This is a genomic window from Microcystis sp. M049S2, from assembly GCF_020245625.1.
Lineage (GTDB): Bacteria > Cyanobacteriota > Cyanobacteriia > Cyanobacteriales > Microcystaceae > Microcystis > Microcystis ichthyoblabe_A.
On record NZ_JADBUN010000232.1, the window covers coordinates 1 to 18416 of the forward strand.

General features: G+C 41.1%; 17 protein-coding genes and 2 pseudogenes. 4 read left to right on the plus strand and 15 right to left on the minus strand.

Features of this window, described 5'->3' with window-relative positions; genetic code table 11:
- From IM496_RS18720 to IM496_RS18740, 7 genes and pseudogenes are all read right to left on the minus strand, one after another.
- Nucleotides 1-393: Rpn family recombination-promoting nuclease/putative transposase (locus IM496_RS18720; protein WP_287662903.1), on the minus strand; the 393-nt coding region annotated here is incomplete at its 3' end.
- Nucleotides 394-579: 186 nt separating this feature from the next.
- Nucleotides 580-1587: a GNAT family N-acetyltransferase gene (locus IM496_RS18725; protein WP_194016210.1), complete on the minus strand. Its 1008-nt coding sequence runs from the start codon at nt 1585-1587 to the stop codon at nt 580-582.
- Between the two features lie 76 nt (nt 1588-1663).
- A pseudogene (locus IM496_RS22765) lies at nt 1664-1867 on the minus strand (hypothetical protein); the annotation flags it as partial.
- 111 nt (nt 1868-1978) lie between these two features.
- Entirely contained in the window at nt 1979-2158 is a 180-nt protein-coding gene (locus IM496_RS18730; protein WP_287662904.1) for a hypothetical protein, read from the minus strand.
- Between the two features lie 12 nt (nt 2159-2170).
- Nucleotides 2171-2248, minus strand: a pseudogene (locus tag IM496_RS22770) (DUF4347 domain-containing protein); the annotation flags it as partial.
- 171 nt (nt 2249-2419) lie between these two features.
- Nucleotides 2420-3388 carry a DUF4351 domain-containing protein gene (locus tag IM496_RS18735; protein WP_287662905.1) on the minus strand — a complete coding sequence of 323 codons (969 nt, stop codon included), beginning with the start codon at nt 3386-3388 and terminating at the stop codon, nt 2420-2422.
- Nucleotides 3389-3772: 384 nt separating this feature from the next.
- A complete protein-coding gene (locus IM496_RS18740; protein WP_194016217.1) occupies nt 3773-5200 on the minus strand; it encodes a glycosyltransferase family 2 protein in 1428 nt (475 codons plus the stop codon).
- Nucleotides 5201-5413: 213 nt separating this feature from the next.
- Between IM496_RS18740 and IM496_RS18745 the strand changes: the two genes are divergently transcribed.
- Entirely contained in the window at nt 5414-6649 is a 1236-nt protein-coding gene (locus IM496_RS18745) for a bifunctional sterol desaturase/short chain dehydrogenase (RefSeq protein ID WP_046660776.1), read from the plus strand.
- 235 nt (nt 6650-6884) lie between these two features.
- Here the strand turns inward: IM496_RS18745 and IM496_RS18750 are convergent, their stop codons facing one another.
- Together IM496_RS18750 and IM496_RS18755 are read right to left on the minus strand one after the other, a co-directional pair.
- Complete coding sequence (locus IM496_RS18750) at nt 6885-7829, minus strand: NAD(P)-dependent alcohol dehydrogenase (protein WP_287662907.1); 945 nt, start codon at nt 7827-7829, stop codon at nt 6885-6887.
- A 2-nt stretch (nt 7830-7831) separates the two neighbouring features.
- Nucleotides 7832-8218 carry a hypothetical protein gene (locus IM496_RS18755; protein ID WP_103113165.1) on the minus strand — a complete coding sequence of 129 codons (387 nt, stop codon included), beginning with the start codon at nt 8216-8218 and terminating at the stop codon, nt 7832-7834.
- A 758-nt stretch (nt 8219-8976) separates the two neighbouring features.
- Here IM496_RS18755 and IM496_RS18760 point away from each other — a divergent pair.
- Entirely contained in the window at nt 8977-9507 is a 531-nt protein-coding gene (locus tag IM496_RS18760) for a universal stress protein (RefSeq protein WP_194014217.1), read from the plus strand.
- Here IM496_RS18760 and IM496_RS18765 read toward each other — a convergent pair.
- Nucleotides 9497-11656, minus strand: coding sequence for a ComEC/Rec2 family competence protein (locus IM496_RS18765; protein WP_287662913.1), 2160 nt, complete (start codon nt 11654-11656; stop codon nt 9497-9499). The two genes, IM496_RS18760 and IM496_RS18765, sit on opposite strands and share 11 nt — an antisense overlap.
- A gap of 53 nt (nt 11657-11709) precedes the next feature.
- On the minus strand, nt 11710-13521 hold the full coding sequence (gene sppA / locus IM496_RS18770; protein WP_287662908.1) for a signal peptide peptidase SppA: 1812 nt from the start codon (nt 13519-13521) through the stop codon (nt 11710-11712).
- 170 nt (nt 13522-13691) lie between these two features.
- Here sppA and IM496_RS18775 point away from each other — a divergent pair, with 170 nt between their 5' ends.
- The gene (locus tag IM496_RS18775; RefSeq protein WP_194014222.1) at nt 13692-13913 is read left to right on the plus strand and encodes a hypothetical protein; all 222 of its coding nucleotides are present in this window, start codon (nt 13692-13694) and stop codon (nt 13911-13913) included.
- 387 nt (nt 13914-14300) lie between these two features.
- The gene (gene obgE, locus IM496_RS18780; protein WP_287662910.1) at nt 14301-15329 is read left to right on the plus strand and encodes a GTPase ObgE; all 1029 of its coding nucleotides are present in this window, start codon (nt 14301-14303) and stop codon (nt 15327-15329) included.
- A 9-nt stretch (nt 15330-15338) separates the two neighbouring features.
- Here obgE and IM496_RS18785 read toward each other — a convergent pair whose 3' ends face one another.
- The 4 genes from IM496_RS18785 to cdf31 all read right to left on the minus strand — a co-directional run bounded on the left by IM496_RS18785 (nt 15339) and on the right by cdf31 (nt 18189).
- Nucleotides 15339-15704, minus strand: coding sequence for a KH domain-containing protein (locus IM496_RS18785; protein WP_104397532.1), 366 nt, complete (start codon nt 15702-15704; stop codon nt 15339-15341).
- The gene (gene rpsP / locus IM496_RS18790) at nt 15697-15945 is read right to left on the minus strand and encodes a 30S ribosomal protein S16 (RefSeq protein WP_002780060.1); all 249 of its coding nucleotides are present in this window, start codon (nt 15943-15945) and stop codon (nt 15697-15699) included. Before rpsP ends, IM496_RS18785 begins: the two co-directional genes overlap by 8 nt.
- A 194-nt stretch (nt 15946-16139) precedes the next feature.
- Nucleotides 16140-17216, minus strand: a complete 1077-nt coding sequence (gene rfbB / locus IM496_RS18795) for a dTDP-glucose 4,6-dehydratase (protein WP_287662911.1) — start codon at nt 17214-17216, stop codon at nt 16140-16142.
- 46 nt (nt 17217-17262) lie between these two features.
- A complete protein-coding gene (gene cdf31, locus IM496_RS18800) occupies nt 17263-18189 on the minus strand; it encodes a CDF family zinc efflux transporter Cdf31 (protein WP_287662912.1) in 927 nt (308 codons plus the stop codon).
- Between the last annotated feature and the right edge of the window lie 227 nt (nt 18190-18416).

Genomic DNA, 18416 nt, shown 5'->3' on the forward strand with positions numbered 1-18416 from the left:
ATCGGGAAAATCGACTACATATTGACTAATCGCTGCTCTTTTTGGCTTTGAATAAGAAAAAATTACAATCGGATAAATCGGTAAGACAAATTTCTCATGAAAGCGAGCAAAATAAGTAAACATTCGCCGGTTAAACCACTTTCGGGAACTTTCCTGCGCCTCCAGATGAATCAGAAAAAAAGATTCTTTTTCTCGAAACTTAACCTGTGCGACTAAATCACTTTCATACCTTTCTCCTTCCGTGACATCGGTAAACACTTCTTTGTCTAAAAAAGTAATCGAGTCCCTATCTAAATAATCCATTACTTGAGGAAAAAATAACTCAATAAATTCGACAAAAAAGGTGGAGATTAACTCCTTAAATAAGCGATCATGGTCAATATTATTAGTCATGTAATGTCATCTTAACTAATCTGAACGATGAATGACTACTCTTCTCTATTGTATTCTGAAAAGTCGCCTTTGGCAACGGATTGTTATGACCTCACCCCCTTAACCTACCAGGAGAGGGGGATGCTTTCCGCAAAAAACCCCACAGAAAACGGGTTTCTTGAAGAAACCCGTTTTCTAGTTTAAAGATCAATTGGTCGATTTAAAGAGTGGTTTTCCTTCCGGTAATCGCCTAATTTTCCCCGACTCATCCCGTTCTACTTCTGCAAAAACATAATTGCCATTACTATCTTGCTTTAAGCATAATTTTCCATGTATTTGTTCATAAACAGGTGGACAAAATTGAGGGATTCCTCCAAATTCTACTACCTCACCCCCTAGCTCTTGTAAGATAGGACATAAGATGAGATTTTCCGCCTGATCAAAGACGAAATTATGAGTATTCGGATCTCGTAAAGGGAGAGGATAAATCGGTAAACCCGTCGAACTCGTCAAAGCCTTTCCTGCTGCATCCCTAACTGGCTCTAAAAAAATTGGTTTTCCTTGAGAATTCTTGACAATTTCTTGAGTTTTTACATCCCTTAAAACAATTGTTCCAGTCGGTATAACTTCCTTTTCTCTTAGCCTTAAATGAGCCTGGTGTAAATTCGGTAAATTCGTCTCCGATATGTTAAAATGTTTTGTATATTGAATCGCTGCCTTAACAAAGCCCAAGCGTTCTAATAATACCTGAATCCCTTGCTGATCTATACTGATTAATAAGTCAATATCGCTAACCTTTAGTTCTTCCGCTTTAGCGATCGCCGCTTTAATCAACAAATTAATTGTGTCTGGTTTGCGGTGCTTTTCTTTAACATACATCCCCAAAACTGCACCCACACGACGGGGAATGAAAGGATTTTCCCACATTTCCAAAGCAGAAATCTGGGGAGGTGGGGTCTCATCATAAACATAAGTAAAGAGAAACCCGACGATTTGCTGCTCATATTCCAAGACAAAACCGAAAGATAGAGGTTTTTTAAGCTGATACCCCACATATCCTTCATAGTCAAAATCAGGTTTCAGATTGATCGAGGGATCAGCTTCCGATCGCCTTTGAGCAAAATCTCGCCAAAGAGGAGCGATCGCTATTGCATCTTCAGGTCTAGCTAGTCGTTGATGATACATAGTTTTGCCAAGATTATGCTTGTTTTCCATACTATATTCTGACAAGTCTGCTTTGGCAACAGATAATTAGTCACTGATAAATGATAACTGGTAACTGGTAGCTGATAACTGAACAGATTTTGTCAGCGAAACGTTTTTTTGTCTTAGCTGAAGCGGTAATACGTTTGAGTTATTTTTCTAGGGATTCGGGAATTTTTGTCCAATCAATTAATTGGTGAACTTCGGGAAAGAAAAAGTATAAAAACGCTTCAAAATACTCGGTTAATGCTTCTTTTCAGGGTTCATCATAATTGGCGGTTGTTTGGTTCATGGCGAGTCGCTGTCAATCAGAAAGTTAGGCGATCCTCTAGATTCATTACTCCCCATAAATATCATCAATGCTACTTGTCGTCACAAAACTTCCCATTAGAGCAACCTACATCTACATCTTAGCTAATGTTTCAACAAAGGTTTTATTCTCTCCCTTTGTCACCGGGAAACTCACCTCTAATTCCCAACTTCCTGTCAAGGATGCATTTCTTACCCGTCCACTGGAAGCCGCTATTTTCGCCCCAGTATTTAATTCGGGTGCGGTTAAACCCTGATTTCTCGCACTATTCACCTGATTAACTTAACTCAAGTCATCAGATTCAGCAAAATTGAACAAAACATCGTCAACAGCAGGAAGAATCGGCAACGGAGTAGAAGTAATGACATTGACTGGAAAATATGACTGTGGCTATTTTATGCAAACAATCCCCAATCTTTCAATATCCCTGTGACAGAAATTAACATTTATTACAAGAAACCGGGTTTCTCGAAGAAACCCGGTTTCTCAGTTCTCAATTGCGGGTTGTTGCGAAGATGCGATCGCTAACATAAACTAAGCAGTTAAAGTATTTAACCAATTGATTAAATCTTCAACCGTAGAGAAGTCGAATAAAGCTTCTCCTAATACTTCGACATTATCAATACTTAACTGCATAATTTGAGTTTCTAATGAAGGATTAATCTCCCCTAACTTGCGTTTAAGTTGACGAAGAATCAATGTCTTTTCACGTTCAATACCTTGTTCAATACCTTGTTCAATACCTTGTTCAATACCTTGTTCGATACCTTGTTCAATACCTTGACGCATCCAACTGGTAGTAATTTGCATAACTCCCTCCTGTACGGGTTGACTAAATGTGCTAATCTCTTCTTGGAATTGTCTCTCTTCCACTGGATTAAGATTAAGATAAGTATCAATAAATCCAGAAATTAATTGCATTTTCGCTGGATTTAAGCTTAAAGTGATTAACAAGCGCAGACATTCCGCCTTAACCTTGGCTCGCTCTTTCTCTGCAATGTTCATCTTAGCCATCAAAGCTGAAGCAACTGGATTCTGTTGATTGAGAAAATCTCGCCAATTTAATCGATTTAACTGCACTACTTGATAGTTAAATTCTAATACCTTAAAATCAGGAAAATCGACTACATATTGACTAATCGCTTCTCTTTTTGGCTTTGAATAAGAAAAAATTACAATCGGATAAATCGGTAGGACAAATTTCTCATGAAAACGAGCAAAATAAGTAAACATTCGCCGATTAAACCACTTGCGGGAACTTTCCTGCGCCTCTACATGAATCAGAAAAAAAGATTCTTTTCCTCGAAACTTAACCTGTGCGACTAAATCGCTTTCATACCTTTCTCCTTCCGTGACATCGGTAAATACTTCTTTGTCTAAAAAAGTAATCGATTCCCTATCTAAATAATCGATCAATTGAGGGAAAAACAACTCGATAAATTCGACAAAAAAGGTGGAGATTAACTCCTTAAATAAGCGATCATGGTCAATATTATTAGTCATGTAATATCATCTTAACTAATCTGAGTGATGAATGACTACTCTTATGTATTGTATTCTGAAAAGTCGGTTTTGGCAACGGATTGTTATGATCTCACCCCCTTAACCTACGAGGAGAGGGGGATGCTTCCCGCAAAAAAAACTACAGAAAATGGGTTTCTTGAAGAAACCAGTTTTCTAGAGAAAAAAAACTGGAGCGAGCGCTTTTCGCCACCCCAGTGCTGTCACGGAATTCAATTCTGTATCTAAATTAACACATTATTGGCAGCAAGCATGATTAAGGAAATTGGAAATTTTTCCCAAAGGGGTTTCCAAAGGCTGTAACCTTTACTGACAGGGGATTTCCGGCCTGATAAGGCCAAAGTTTTTGGAGTCTATCCTCGAAAATTAAACTTCGGCGCTGAGATGTTCCCCCAGATGAACGGTTTTTACCCATTTTAAACGTTTAGGACGCAAAGCCATCCGTAGGCTGACACTGGGAATAATAATAAACCAGTGCATCATATAAATCATGCCGCGAATGGTTTGAGCAAGGATGTCTAAACCGAGAACAAAAGTGAATTTTTTACCCGTATTAACCCGGATTAATCCTGTCACCATCCCCCAGAGAGAAAGGGAAAGAGCCAAACCAGTTAAAGGCGTTAAAATCGGAGCTTGATGCTGGGTAATAGTGATTAAAAGATCGGGAATAGCGGCCGCCGGTAAGATATATTGAACGAGCAAAAAAGCAATTAAATCAAACTTTTTCGGCCAAGGCATGGGAGACTTTAAAATTGCTTTCCAATAGTCGAGATAACGCTGAAAACCACCTTCGGCCCAACGATTGCGCTGATGCCATAAAGCGATCGCGGTTTTCACCCCTTCTTCCGCTACTGCGGGAAAATTTAAGACATTAATTTTCCAATTATCGATATGGAGACGAATAGTTAAATCAAGATCGTCGGTGATCGTTTGTTCATTCCAACCCCCGCAACGATTTAAGGCACTACGACGGACAAATTGACCATTTCCGCGCAATTCTCCGATCCCTCCCACTGCGATCCGTTGCTGTTGGAAACAGCTATCAAAGATCATTTCTACCGCTTGTCCTTTTGTCCAGAAGTTTTCGTCGGCATTGGCGATCGCTTTTCGCACCTGTACCGCACCCACTTCTCGATCGTCGAACATTGGGACCACATGACGCAGTAAATCCGAGGATAATCCCGCATCCGCATCGAATACGCCGATAATTTCCCCGTTAGTCAGGGATAAAACCTGATTCAAGGCGCCGGATTTGCCACCTCCAGCATTAGCAGGACGATGGAGAATTTTTAATTGGGGATATTCTAAAGCAAGGCGATCGAGAATTGCACCGGTGTTATCGGTGCTATAGTCATCGACGATCCAAACTTCTAACTTATCTTGGGGATAGTCTAGATGACAGAGATAATTAACCAGTTTCGTGATTACGGTTTCTTCATTTTTGGCCGCTACTAAGAGGGACACCCTGGGGACAGAGGTTAAATCCTTATCCAGTAAGGGAATTGGCGGCGTTTCTGGTTTCGTGAACAGCAGCCGCAAAGCTTGCCCGGATAGTACCATAGTTAGGGCGATAATTGCCCAATAACCCCAACTCAGCCAATGAAGTCCGATAATTATTGTCCAGATCGCCATGAGGCTAAAAGCCGCTTTCTGTCTGCGTCCCGATCGGCCTTGAAAAATTTCGCTCCTAAATTCGTCCTCCTCATCTTCGGGATCGGACCAGTCAGATAGGAGGGAACCAATCGGGTCTAATTCTTCGTTATCATCCTCTCGCGACCAATAATTTTCTGCCATAATCGACTCAGGTTAAGTAACTGTTCAAATAGAAGCTTATTTCTTGCTTTATCTTACCGAAAATTGTTAAAATTTTTAACGGAATCTTAAGTTTTTTTCGGGAAAGAAACCCCAGTTTTTCAGGCTATTGGTTCCTTTTACCCGATAAATGCGCTTTTTTGGGCTAAGATTACTTTGTTTACATTCGTTGAGAAAATTTAACATTTATCCCCTATGTCAAACCTGCTCCTCTGTGTCGGACTGATTTGTGGCTCAATTATTTGGGTGGAGATCGTGCGTGATTGCTATCATGCTCTGGCCCACCATTGGCAGCCCCTTTATCGTCTGCACGTCTGGCATCATCGGGTTTTTCGTCCCGATCTGTCGGTAATGAGCGAGGAAATTTATCGTCGGGCCCACTGGTACAATGATGTACCGGAGGCCTTGGTTATGTTGGCTGCCAGTGTTTTACCGGTACTACTGGCCTACTCTTGGGGTTTCGATCGCCCTTGGTTGGGTTGGTTAGGTTCCCTTTATACTTTGGCTTTTCTCAGTACGGCGATCGGTCGAGGTTTAGGTATCGCCAATCTGGAGGAATTAACCGATTTAACCCATCGTCCAGGGCAATTTGAGAGTTTCCCGGCTCAATGGCGCGTTAATCGTACCTACCACTGGCGACACCATTTTGATAACCAAAAGGCTTATTATTGTGGAACTTTCACCTTTATGGATAAATTGATGGGGACGGCACTTTCTCTCAAGGGTAAAACGATCGCCATTACCGGAGCAAATGGAACTTTAGGGCGATCGCTGTTGAAGTACCTACAATTGAAGGGAGCCAAGGTGATCGCGCTCACTTCCGGGGAGAATGCGATCGCTATTGAAATTAACGGCGAATCAGTACCTGTAAAAACCGTAAAATGGCAAATAGGTGAAGAAACGCAACTTGAGGACCTATTTAAGTCTGTAGATATACTGATTTTAAATCATGGCGTTAATGTCCACGGCCAAAGAACCCCAGAAGCGATCGAATTAGCCTACCAAGTGAATACTTTTTCCGTCTGGCGTTTAATGGAATTATTCTTCAAAACTGTCCGCACTAACGAGCAAATTGCCCGCAAGGAAGTCTGGGTGAATACCTCGGAAGCAGAGGTTAATCCTGCCTTTAGTCCCCTCTACGAACTCAGTAAACGAGCGATCGGTGATATGATTACCCTGCGTCGTTTAGATGCCCCCTGTGTGGTAAGAAAGCTAATTCTTGGCCCTTTTAAGAGTAATTTAAATCCTGTGGGTATTATGTCCGCCGATTGGGTGGCTAAACAGATTATCAAGGCGGTACAGAGGGATAGCCGCAATATTATTATTACTATTAATCCCTTGACTTTTATCACCTTCCCAATTAAAGAATTCTCTGTTTCTACCTACTTAAAACTATTTACTCGTTCCCCAAAAAATCGGGAAAATCCCTAACTATTTAGGGTTTGCAGCAAAAAGTTTGTTGGTGGGGACAGGGTGTGGGGTGTGGGGTGTGGGGTGTAGGGTTTTACCCATTTTCAGGGGGTTAATTACCTAATTTTCAGGGAAAAAGTCCAGGGATTTTCCCCCCGATCACTCCCATATCTGGTACTTTTTGATTGACAAAAGGTCTAAAAGTGTTACCCAACAAGGTTTTCAGATTTATTCAGCAATCCCTAACTATTTATCCTTAATCGGGTATCAAGACTATTTTTCCTCGCACTCTTTCCGATTCACTATAATTATGAGCTGCTGCCACCTGGGAAAAAGTATAGGTGCGATCGATTCTAACAGTTAATTTACCCGATTCGATCGCTTCTTTGAGAAATTGCCAGTCAGACGCTTGTGCTTGAGCAAAAAATATCAGTTTCCCTTTTTGGGGCAACCAAGCACCGAGATAATTTAGGAAGATAATTCCGGGATTTGGGAGGGTGGTTATATAGGTGCCTTGGGGTTTTAAAAGTTGACGACAGTGCCAAAAAGAAGACTTGCCCACAGCATCGAATATTATATCATATTTCTGCTCATTTTTTCTCCAATCTTCTTGGGTATAATCTATAACTTTATCTGCTCCTAAAGAGGTGACATAATCGATATTTTTACTACTACAAACTCCATCTACTTGCGCGGAGAAAATTTTCCCTATCTGCACAGCAAAGCTACCCACTCCTCCCGATGCACCATTAACTAAAATCCGATTCCCCGCTTGAATATTGCCAAAATCGCGCAAGACTTGCAAAGCGGTAGAAGCTGCTAAAGGAGTGGCGGCAGCTTCAATAAAACTCTGATTATGCGGTTTTTTAACTAATAGGGAAGCGGGAATAATTGCATATTCAGCATAGGTTCTACCGGGTAATTGATTGACAAAACCAAAAACCTCATCTCCGATCTGGAATTGTTCCACCTGACTGCCTTTTTCAACGATAATTCCCCCATAATCAAAACCTAATTGCAGGGGAAATTTATTACCTGTGGCTATTTTGAGCATCCCCCGACGAATCTTCCAATCAATCGGATTAATTCCCGCTGCCATAATCTTAATTAAGACTTCTTTCCCTTGGGGAATTGGCTTTTCTATGTCTGTGTATTCGAGAACATTACTATCGCCATAGCGATTAATGATAATAGCTTTCATAATTAAGAAAAAAGTTGATAAAATAGTAGAGGAGCAAAAGTAATGACCAAGAGAACCAAAATCCAAACTCGTCCCGCTAAAAGATTATAATCTTGCCCTAATCTTGACCAAGAGTGACCGGCGATAAAATGACCAAACAGAAACTCAAAACCCACTGTTAATAGTAACCAAATTAAACCGATAGTAATTGCTTGACTGGAGGATTCTAGATGCCAAAAATAGACAAGATTGCCAATATAAAGACTAAAAAAAATGATTCCTATCAGGGTAGAAATTTGATGAGCGCGTAGTTCATCGAGATATTTTCCGTAGGTGCTTTCCCTGAGAATACCGTTACTAATTCCGATTACGATCATCGGGAGCCATGCAACAATGTAGCGACTAATCATAAGTTGTTGGTTTAGAACTCGCTCTAATTAGATTATATACTTCAGCTGCCCTTGGCAAATCTCTCAAGGCAAGAGAAAAAGAGAAAAATCTCACTTATCCGACTAATTAGCCATTTTTCGACTCTCTTATTCTTTGTGTGATCTCGCGTAGCGAGCGCGTTGCGACCAGTTTAACTTACTATAGAAGCGATCAATCTTTGTGTCCTCTGTGTCTGGAGTGGTTCTTTCAACTCGCTCGCCAGCAGGACTGTATCTTAGAATACATTTTACTCACTAAACCTAAGAGAGCCATTTTTCTAGTTATTATCGCCTCGATCTACCCGAGGGACAATTCTTGATTTTTACCATAGGTATATAAAAAGGGAAAAAAAGGCGTGTAAAAGAACTAACATCTATAAATATAATCTATTTGTAAGAGGTTCACACGCCCGGACAGCTTTAAACATCCGCTTTCAATCTATCATCCCCCATTAGCGCCAATATAGATGTAATCTTGATCCTGTTCTGACTATGATATGTATCAACAAATGCTGATGGGTTACCACAGAACAGGGGGTGACAGTAGGGTAAATTGTTAATTTTTTTGCTAATTCAGCTACATTATCCTAAAAATGTCACACTAGAGGTAGGGGATCGTCAGCGATCAATCATCAGCTTTCAGCAATTTTTGACTATTTCCCCGGGGTATTGCTGGCAGCCGATGGGAAAAAAGATTAACTTCAACCCTGACGTTATCTGCTATCGAGGAGGCTAATTCTATGGATAATACGGAAACAATCTCAGTCGATCGGGATACCAACAAACTCTATAATAAAATTCTCGTGGCTGTGGATTATCAAGATCCCACTCCAGAGGTGTTGAATACGGCTATTCTCTTAGCGAAAACCTACGCTAGTGAGTTGCGAATTGTTTATAGTCTGTCCAAACCTTTGACCCCCTACACGGAAACTTTTATTTATGGTAATCTGATCGGTTATGGTGGCGGTTATCCCCCCGATATGATCGCCTTAGAACAGCAAATCACCGAAGAAATGCAAGCAGAATTACAAGCTTGGTTAAACGGTTTAGTCGATCGAGCTAAGGAAGATAATATCACGGCCAAGGCTGATTATTATATCGGTGATCCGGGACAGAAAATTTGTCAAGTTGCCCAGCAAGAGGGGATAGATTTAATTATTGTTGGTCGTCACGGTCGATCGGGTTTATCTGAGTTAATCTTAGGTAGTGTCAGTAATTATGTGGTACATCATGCTCCCTGTTCAGTTTTGGTGGTACATATCACTCATTAATTAGAAAGGGTTGAAATCCATTTTTTGCTGTCCATTGAATTGCCCCATCTCTCCCAGTCCAGTAAGTCTTAATACTGGCCTTTCTCAGTTGATTTCTGGCATTACGGGAGAGATTGTTAGTAACAGCGATCGCTGTTTGAGGTCGAATGGACTCTAACCATTGTTTATCTAGATTGCTTCCCTGCCATAATAACACTAGGGGGCTGAATTTTTGGGATAAATTAACGGGAATTTTCGGGTTGACAATCCATAGCCAGGATTGATTTTTTACCTGAAATTTAAATAAATTTTTCTCGAGCAATTGTCCGGTAATTTCGCCGAGATTAAATTTTTCTAACTGGGATAAATTAATAGTTTTTTTGATCGGTATGCTCTCACTGATAGTTGAGAATTGCGCCGGATTATTGACAGTTATTGCCCCTTGTATTTGATTAATTCCCTCCTGTCGCAAAAAGGGTAAAACTGTATAACGTGCTGTTGCGGGTTCCTCCCCATTAATTAACAGGGTATTTCCTCGATTTTGAATAATGATTACCGGTTGCGATTTGGTGGCTAAAACTGTCACCTGAGTTAAAGTAAAATGTTGATAAATAATCGGTATTAAAATTAAAGTGAGGATAAATAAACCGACTAAATGCCACCGTTGACGAAACCAGACATTGCAGCAGATTAAGGTAAGGCAAATATAAATAATTAACATCACTCCTAAAGATAATTTACCTGTGGAGTAGGTACTAAAAGGAAGCAGACTAAAAAAGTTGGTAATTTGCAGTAATAACTCTAGAGGGTAATAGAGAATACTAGCGCTGATACTGCCCAAAGGGGGATAAATTAAACCTAAAAAAGCAGTAAAAACTCCTCCTAAACTAATTAGGGTAACTAGGGGGGTTGTGATAATATTAATGGGGATATTATAAAGAGCAATCGAGTTAAACGTAAACATTAATAAAGGCATAGTCCAGAGAGTGGCAGCTAGACTAATAGCTATAGGTTCAGCGATTAAATTAGGTAAATAGTCAATTTTATTTTTCAGGAAAGGAACGGTAATAATTAATCCCAAAGTCGCTAAAAAACTTAACTGAAATCCTAAATCCCAAATCCAGAGAGGTTGCCATAATAATAGAATTGTAGCCGCTAGTAACAGGGAACCTAAACTATTAACTTGTCGATTATAAAGCAGACCGATTAATGCCCCAATTCCCATCAAAATCGCCCGCAGGACTGAAGGTTGTAACCCTGTTAAAGTACCGTAAATTATTAAGATAGTAAGGGCAATAATAAACTGTTGTTTGGGGGATAAATTGCGAGTAATAGTTAAAACAAATCCCAACAAAATAGCCACATGAAAGCCAGAAGCTGCTAAAATGTGAGCTAATCCAGTTTTAATAAATAAATCAGTGATTTTTGCTGGCAAATTAACTGCTTGTCGTCCGAGGGTAATCGAACTTAATAAAGTCCCTTTTTCTTGGCCTAGTCCTTGAATTTGTGCCTCAACAATGCGCTGACGAATCTGCCAAACTCCCCAAGTCGGTGACTTTTTATTGATAATTATTTCCCCTTTTAAACCAGCAAAAGCACCCCGAAGAGCTAGATAATTAGCAAAGTCAAAAGCATTGGGATTATTGGCACGACGGGGACGATACAGTAATCCTTTAATTGTTATTTCTTGTCCGGGATAAACCTGATTTTCTGCTAGATTTGGCAGAGTAACGTAGAGTTTACCCGTGGATTTTTTTGTTGGTAAATCCTTGAGGCTAAATTCTTTTACTTCTAACCAAAATTGTAAATTTTCTCGGCGATTGAGACGAATTTCTGATATAATATTGCCCGTGATTTTAATAGAGTTAACTACATTATTTTTTAAAAGATGACTGATATCATTTGCGCTGGGGTAAGGAGTACGAATTTCCAGATAAACAACCGCAAAGATAGCTATTAATCCCGCTATCAGCCAAATTTGTTTCGGGGGACTTTGCCACCAAAAACGACGGATAAAAGTTGTGGTTAACAGGGTAATTAAACCAAGAATAATAATTCTAATTACCACTTCTTGCCATCGGTTTAACTGGGGACTAAAATCTAGCAGACCTGTAGATAATAATCCCAGAATATAGGCTAAACCAAGAATAACGCTATTAGGGCGATTCATAGAAATTTTTGTCAAAGAATTTCAGAATTAGGGAGCATTATTTTTACCTAATATTAGCGAAAATCGAGATTAAAAAGTAACTTAGCATAAACACTATGGGGATCGTTAAATGTAGGTAACTTCAATAATTCCTGCTGAAAATTTTGCCATTCCTGCGTCAAAGGGTGATTATTTTTAGTGAGAGGAGGAAGATAGGTTTGCAAGAAATTAGAAAAAAGTTCTTCTTGCCAACTTTGCGATCGAGGATATTCTTTAATACTCCAATCATCCCCTAATTTAGCTGTTTTTGCTGCGTATTGCACGGCCGCTTCTAGACCACCAATTTGATCAACTAAACCAATTTTAACCGCATCTTTTCCCGTCCAGACACGACCTTGGGCTACAGTTCTAACCTTGTCTGGTGATAATTTTCGTCCCTGGGCCACCGTCTCGATAAATAAATCATAAAACTGATTAACTGACCCCTGATAAATTTCTAATTCTTGGGGATTTTTCGGTCTGGTAATAGTAGATATATCGGCCAATTTTCCAGTTTTAACCGTATCCCAATCGATGCCATTGTTATTAGCAATCTTTTGGATATTTAACAATAATCCAAATACACCGATCGAACCAGTAATTGTATCATGATCGGCAAAAATTCTTTGACCCCCCATCGCAATCCAATAACCCCCAGAAGCAGCCACATCACCCATAGAAATAATTACTGGTTTTTTCGCATCTAAACGCTTAATTTCCCGCAGAATTACCTCAGAAGCGGTGGCACTTCCCCCCGGACTATTAATTCTCAAAACTACCGCTTTCACCTCCTCCTTCCCCTGTAATTTTCGCAGTTCCTTCGCCAATTTATCCCCACCGATTTGGCCTCTATCTCCCTGACCTTCTACGATTGTCCCTTCTGCATAAACTATCGCTATTTGATTGCTACTATTTTCCTCCTCATCGAGAGAACTAGCATAATTAGCTAAAGAAATTTGCGAAAAAGAGCCAGAATTTTCCTCCTCATTAGTTTTATTTTTTGCTTCTCCTGTCAACTCTTTAGCCAAAACAATTACTCGATCTAAATAGGCAACTTCATCGACAAAACCCACCTTTTTCGCCGTGGTTGCTTCCAGAATACCTTGAGTATCAGAAATAGTTTGCACCTGTTGGAGGGTTAAATTGCGACTTTTGGCCACTGTGGAACTATAATTAGACCAAATTGTATCGAGTAGGGTTTGCAGCTGCTGACGATTCTGGACACTTAAATCCTGACGCGTATAGGGTTCCACTGCACCTTTAAAAGAACCCACTTTTACCACTTGTACCCCCACACCATACTTTTCTAGTGCATCGGCAAAAAAGGTTTGTTGACTACTTAAACCATTAATTTCCATTCTCCCCACGGGATTAATAATGACCTTTTCAGCAACGGAAGCAAGATAATATTCCTTTTCCGTCCATTCCATATCGTAGGCGATAATTTTTTTACCTGATTGGCGAAAATTTGCCAAAGCTTGCCGCACTTCCGTCAGGGTAGCATAGCCATATTCACCGACAGTGCCGCGACCGTAGAGTAACAGACCGACAATATTATCATCAAGGGTGGCCTTTTCGATCGCCGCTATCACCTGTCGCAAATTTAAAGTGGTCGTACTCTCACCGGTCAAACTATCGGCTAAACTGGAACTAGGGGGAGCATCGCTGATATTGGTGGCCAAGTTAAAAACTAAGACCGATTTTTCCTTAACTGAGGAGCTATCGCTAGAAATAAGCAAGGAAAGCAGTAAAAATGCTAATCCTCCCACACCTAAGACCGAAAATGCCAATAATCCCAATAAAGTTCCCAAGCAACTAGCGAAAGTTTGTTTAAAAAACTGGCCCATCGGTTTTCATCTGCTACTAATTATCCTGTTTCCTATTGTAGGGATTCCCCGCCCAGAAACAAGTTTTTTCTTTCCGAACAAATGTACTAAAAACCTTGGAGATAGTGACTGAAGTTGTGAAGTGTCAAGGGATCGGCTAAGATTGTGATAGATAATTTCCAGTAAAAGAGATGAATCAATTAAAACCCAAACTTGTCAATTATCCAGATTGGGATCGAAAAGAACAAATTAAACGAAATCGTTCGGCTTTGGCTATCTTAGAACAAAGACGACAAAAACGGTCACAAATAACCGATGAGCAAGACCAAGAAATTTCCCAGTGTTTGCTCAATTTTCAGACCGCGATTGATAATGCTCGTCCTTTGGGTTCAAAGCTTTATAGCCTTGGCTAGAAACTCTAAAGATTGGCAAACAAACGGCTGATAATTACAATATTGATGTGGATATTATTAAGTAGCTGGACACAATTAATTAGACATATCTAACTACCTCTTGCATGAGTGCCTTTTGCCTATCCTAACTAAGAAGTTAATTTTGTCCTATTACTTATTCTTGCTCATTGGCAGTTATAAAAAAACAATATCGGCTCTCTTATTCTTTGTGTGATAAGTTTAACTTATATGGTAGCGATCTTTGTGTCCTTTGTGTCTCTGTGGTTCCTTCCACACTACTACCAATGTCAAACATTTTCGGGGATTTGCAGAAGCTTTAAATTGGCAAGATATTAACATATAACAGCTTTAAGCTTGATCATTTTTTCACTTTAACTACTTAATCTTATGCAGTTTATTGATCGCGCCGAAATAGAAGTAGAAGGGGGTAAGGGAGGTGATGGAATTGTCGCTTTCCGTCGGGAGAAATACGTCCCCGCCGGCGGTCCGGCCGGAGGTAATGGGGGAAAAGGTGGTTCGGTGATTTTTGTGGCGACTCAGAACCTGCAAACCCTGCTAGATTTCCAGTATAGTCGCTATTTTAAGGCCGATGACGGTAAACGGGGCGGCCCGAACAACTGCACCGGGTCCAACGGTAGCGATCGCATTATTAAAGTTCCCTGTGGTACAGTGGTTTACGATCTCGATAGCGAGGAAATTATCGGCGATTTGGTCACTCCCGAACAGACTTTAATCGTGGCTGCCGGAGGAAAAGGGGGATTAGGCAACCGCCACTTTTTAAGCAATAATAATCGCGCACCTGAATACGCTTTACCCGGTTTAGACGGGGAAAAACGCCATTTACGCCTAGAATTGAAGTTATTAGCGGAAGTGGGCATTATTGGGCTGCCCAATGCGGGAAAATCCACCCTAATCTCGGCCGTTTCCTCTGCTCGTCCCAAAATCGCCGATTATCCCTTTACGACTCTCATTCCTAACTTGGGAGTGGTACGCAAACCCACGGGAGATGGGACGGTATTCGCCGATATTCCGGGATTAATCGAGGGAGCGCACCTAGGAATCGGCTTAGGACACGAATTTTTGCGCCATATCGAACGTACACGCCTGTTAATTCATCTTGTCTCTTTGACATCAGAGGACCCGATCGCCGATTATCAAATTATCCAAGGGGAATTAGCCGCCTATGGTCGAGGCTTAGAAAAGCGATCGCAAATACTGGTTTTCAACAAAATTGATGCTGTGGACGAGGAAACGATAGATAACTACCAAAAGCAGTTTGCTAAAATAACCAATGCCGAGATTTTGACTATTTCCGCCGTAACAGGAGCCGGATTAACCACTCTACTCGCCAAAGTTTGGCAGCAATTAGAGCAACTGGAGAGGGTCGAGGATGAAACCCCTTCCCTGTTTTCCTAAAATCGCTCGTTAGTTGTTGAGCTGCCGGGGTGCGGGTGGTCGGCGATTGCTCGGTCTTCTTTCCGTACCTTCAAAGTTACCATTAGAACGACGGGTGCGGCGCTGTTCGCCTTCATTTTCGGCCGCATAGACTTCTAGATAAACAGAGCGACCCGCACTCGCGGCCGCCATTTCTAGGGTAGTTCTAATCGCCTGTAAATTGCGTCCTCCCCGGCCGTAAACTTTGCCTTTATCGGCATCATCGAAGGCTACACGCACCCAAAGACGTTCATTTTCCTTACAGCGCTCGATATCCAATCTCAGACTGGCTGGATCTTCCAAAAACGGCTCGATCATAAATTTCACCAGTTCGAGATAATTGGGGGTACTAGGCATTGATTTTCTCGAAAATTTTCTGTTTGGTGAGAATGCCGCGCACGGTGTCCGTCGGTTGCGCTCCTTGTTGTAAGCGTCGGATGATTCCTTCTTCATCCAGACGCACTTCATCGGTACGGGGATTGTAGAATCCTAACTCCTCTAGGGGACGACCATCGCGACGACTGGTGCTAACGGCCGCAACGATACGATAACTGGCTTCGCGTTTTTTACCAAAGCGTTTTAGACGTAATTTGATCATAGCTACTCAAAAATTCTTCTTTCCGATTCTAACTCATCCCGGCGGTATTTCCACAAGTGGCGATCGAGGGAACGGTCGGCAGCCATTGGATATTATTGAAAATAACGCCAATATCTTAATGGTGAGGTACAAGGTTTAAGTGTGTTAGTTTTCGCTAACACACCTAAAATTAAGATTAAAGTTTTTACCCTTCTCTAACCGTAAACTTTCCCATAATACTCTTGATATTCTTTGGATAACAAGGGTTGCCACCAATCCCGATGATCGAGATACCATTGAATGGTTTTTCTTAATCCCCCCTCTACCGTTTCTTCAGGTTGCCAACCTAATTCGGTGCGAATTTTACTGGCATCAATAGCATACCGGCGATCATGTCCGGGCCGGTCCCTGACAAAAGTAATTAAATTCCGAGCGGGTTTCACGGGTAAATCGGTGGCCAATTCATCCATTAAATCACATAACATCCTGACTAAATCGATATTTTTTACCTCATTATTTCCGCCAATATTATAGGTTTCTCCCGCTTTTCCTTTGTGAATAACTGTATCTAAAGCTTGACAATGATCCCGCACATATAACCAATCTCGAACATTTTGACCATCACCATAAACAGGTAAAGGTTTACCCAAAAGAATATTAATACACATCAAAGGAATTAACTTTTCGGGAAAATGATAGGAACCATAATTATTAGAGCAATTAGTAATAATTGTCGGCATTCCGTAGGTATGAAAATAAGCTCTCGCTAGATGGTCACTCCCCGCTTTTGAGGCAGAATAGGGACTATTAGGAGCATAGGGAGTAGTTTCGGTAAAAGCTGGATCATCTACTCCTAAACTGCCATAAACTTCATCGGTGGAAACGTGCAGAAAACGATATTTATCGGGTTGATGATTACTTAACCAATGTTGCCGAAAACTTTCTAATAGAGTAAAAGTTCCCACCACATTAGTTTGGACAAAAGCCCCAGGGCCAAGAATTGATCGATCCACATGGGATTCGGCGGCAAAATGGGCAACTGTATCGATATTTTCACCTGCAAATAATTCATCAACCAAAGCTCGATCGCAGATATCCCCTTGCAGAAAACGGAAATTCTTTCTATCTTTCAGTGTCGCTAAATTATTCAAATTGCCTGCATAGGTAAGAGCATCGAGAACAATGACACGATCCTCAGGATAATTCTCGCACCAATGATGAACAAAATTCGAGCCGATAAATCCTGCCCCACCAGTAATTACTATGCTTCTAGCTTGATTTTCTGTCGCCATGGCCACCTCTAGCAAAAGTTCGCTACTTATTTTAGGCCTTTTTGCTTCACACTTCTTCATCAAAAGTGATCTGATCGGAGTGATAATCCGGCGGTTCAACGTGAATTAAAATTCTCACAGGGCTAAATTGTTGGCTTAATCTTGCTTCTACCGCTTCCGTGATTGCGTGAGCAGTTTCCACATCTTCAGCGGAGACAATTAGGTGCATTTCTATAAATACCTGTCTTCCCACCACTCCCCGAGACGCGATCGCATGACAGTTAAGCACCCCCGGCACCTCCAGGACAATTTGATGAATCACTTCAGGAGCGATCGCCATTTCATCCACTAACAAAGGTAAATTCTCCATCAGGACTTTCCAACCACTGCTAAACACCAAAAAAGCGACAGGAAAGGACAAAATCGCATCTAACCATTGTAATTGGGGAATATTAGCCGTATTGCCTACCCAAACCCCAACTAACCCCAATAAAACCGTAATTGTCACCCACACATCACTCATGGTATGACGAGCATCGGCAATCAAAATCACACTACCGACACGCTGCCCCACGGATCTCTCATAATAGGTGACAAAAATATTCACCCCTAAAACGATAATTAATAGCCATAATTCCGGACCTGCAATCTCGACAGGTTTTCCTCCTTTGATAATACGCATGATCGCCCCTTGCAAGATTTCAAAACAGGCAATCCCCAAAAATGCGGCGATCGCTAAAGCTCCGATCGCTTCGTATTTCAGATGTCCGTAGGGATGATCTCGATCGGGATAGGGAGAGGAAAACCGCATCGCTACCAATCCCAAGACATTATTAGCACTATCGGTGACACTATGGAGAGCATCCGCTTGCAGACTCAAAGAACTAATTCTCAAACCCACCCCCGCTTTGATCGCCATAACCAACATATTCAGCAGCAGGGTGATCCAGAGAACTTTTTGGACGGTAGCCCGATTATCTTTTAAAACAGCCACAGGATTATCAGTTATCAGTTATCAGTTATCAGTTATCAGTTATCAGTGGGTAAGTTATCAGTTAAGTAGGTAGGCGTTAAAAATTATCAGATCCCCCCGCCTATCGGCACCCCCCTTATCAAGCTGTCCTTTAGTCACATCTTTCTTAACATTTCAAACCTTTGTAGCACAAGGCTTTCAAGACTCGGTTAACAATTTGTAATATTCCTTGTTGACACCCTTACTGA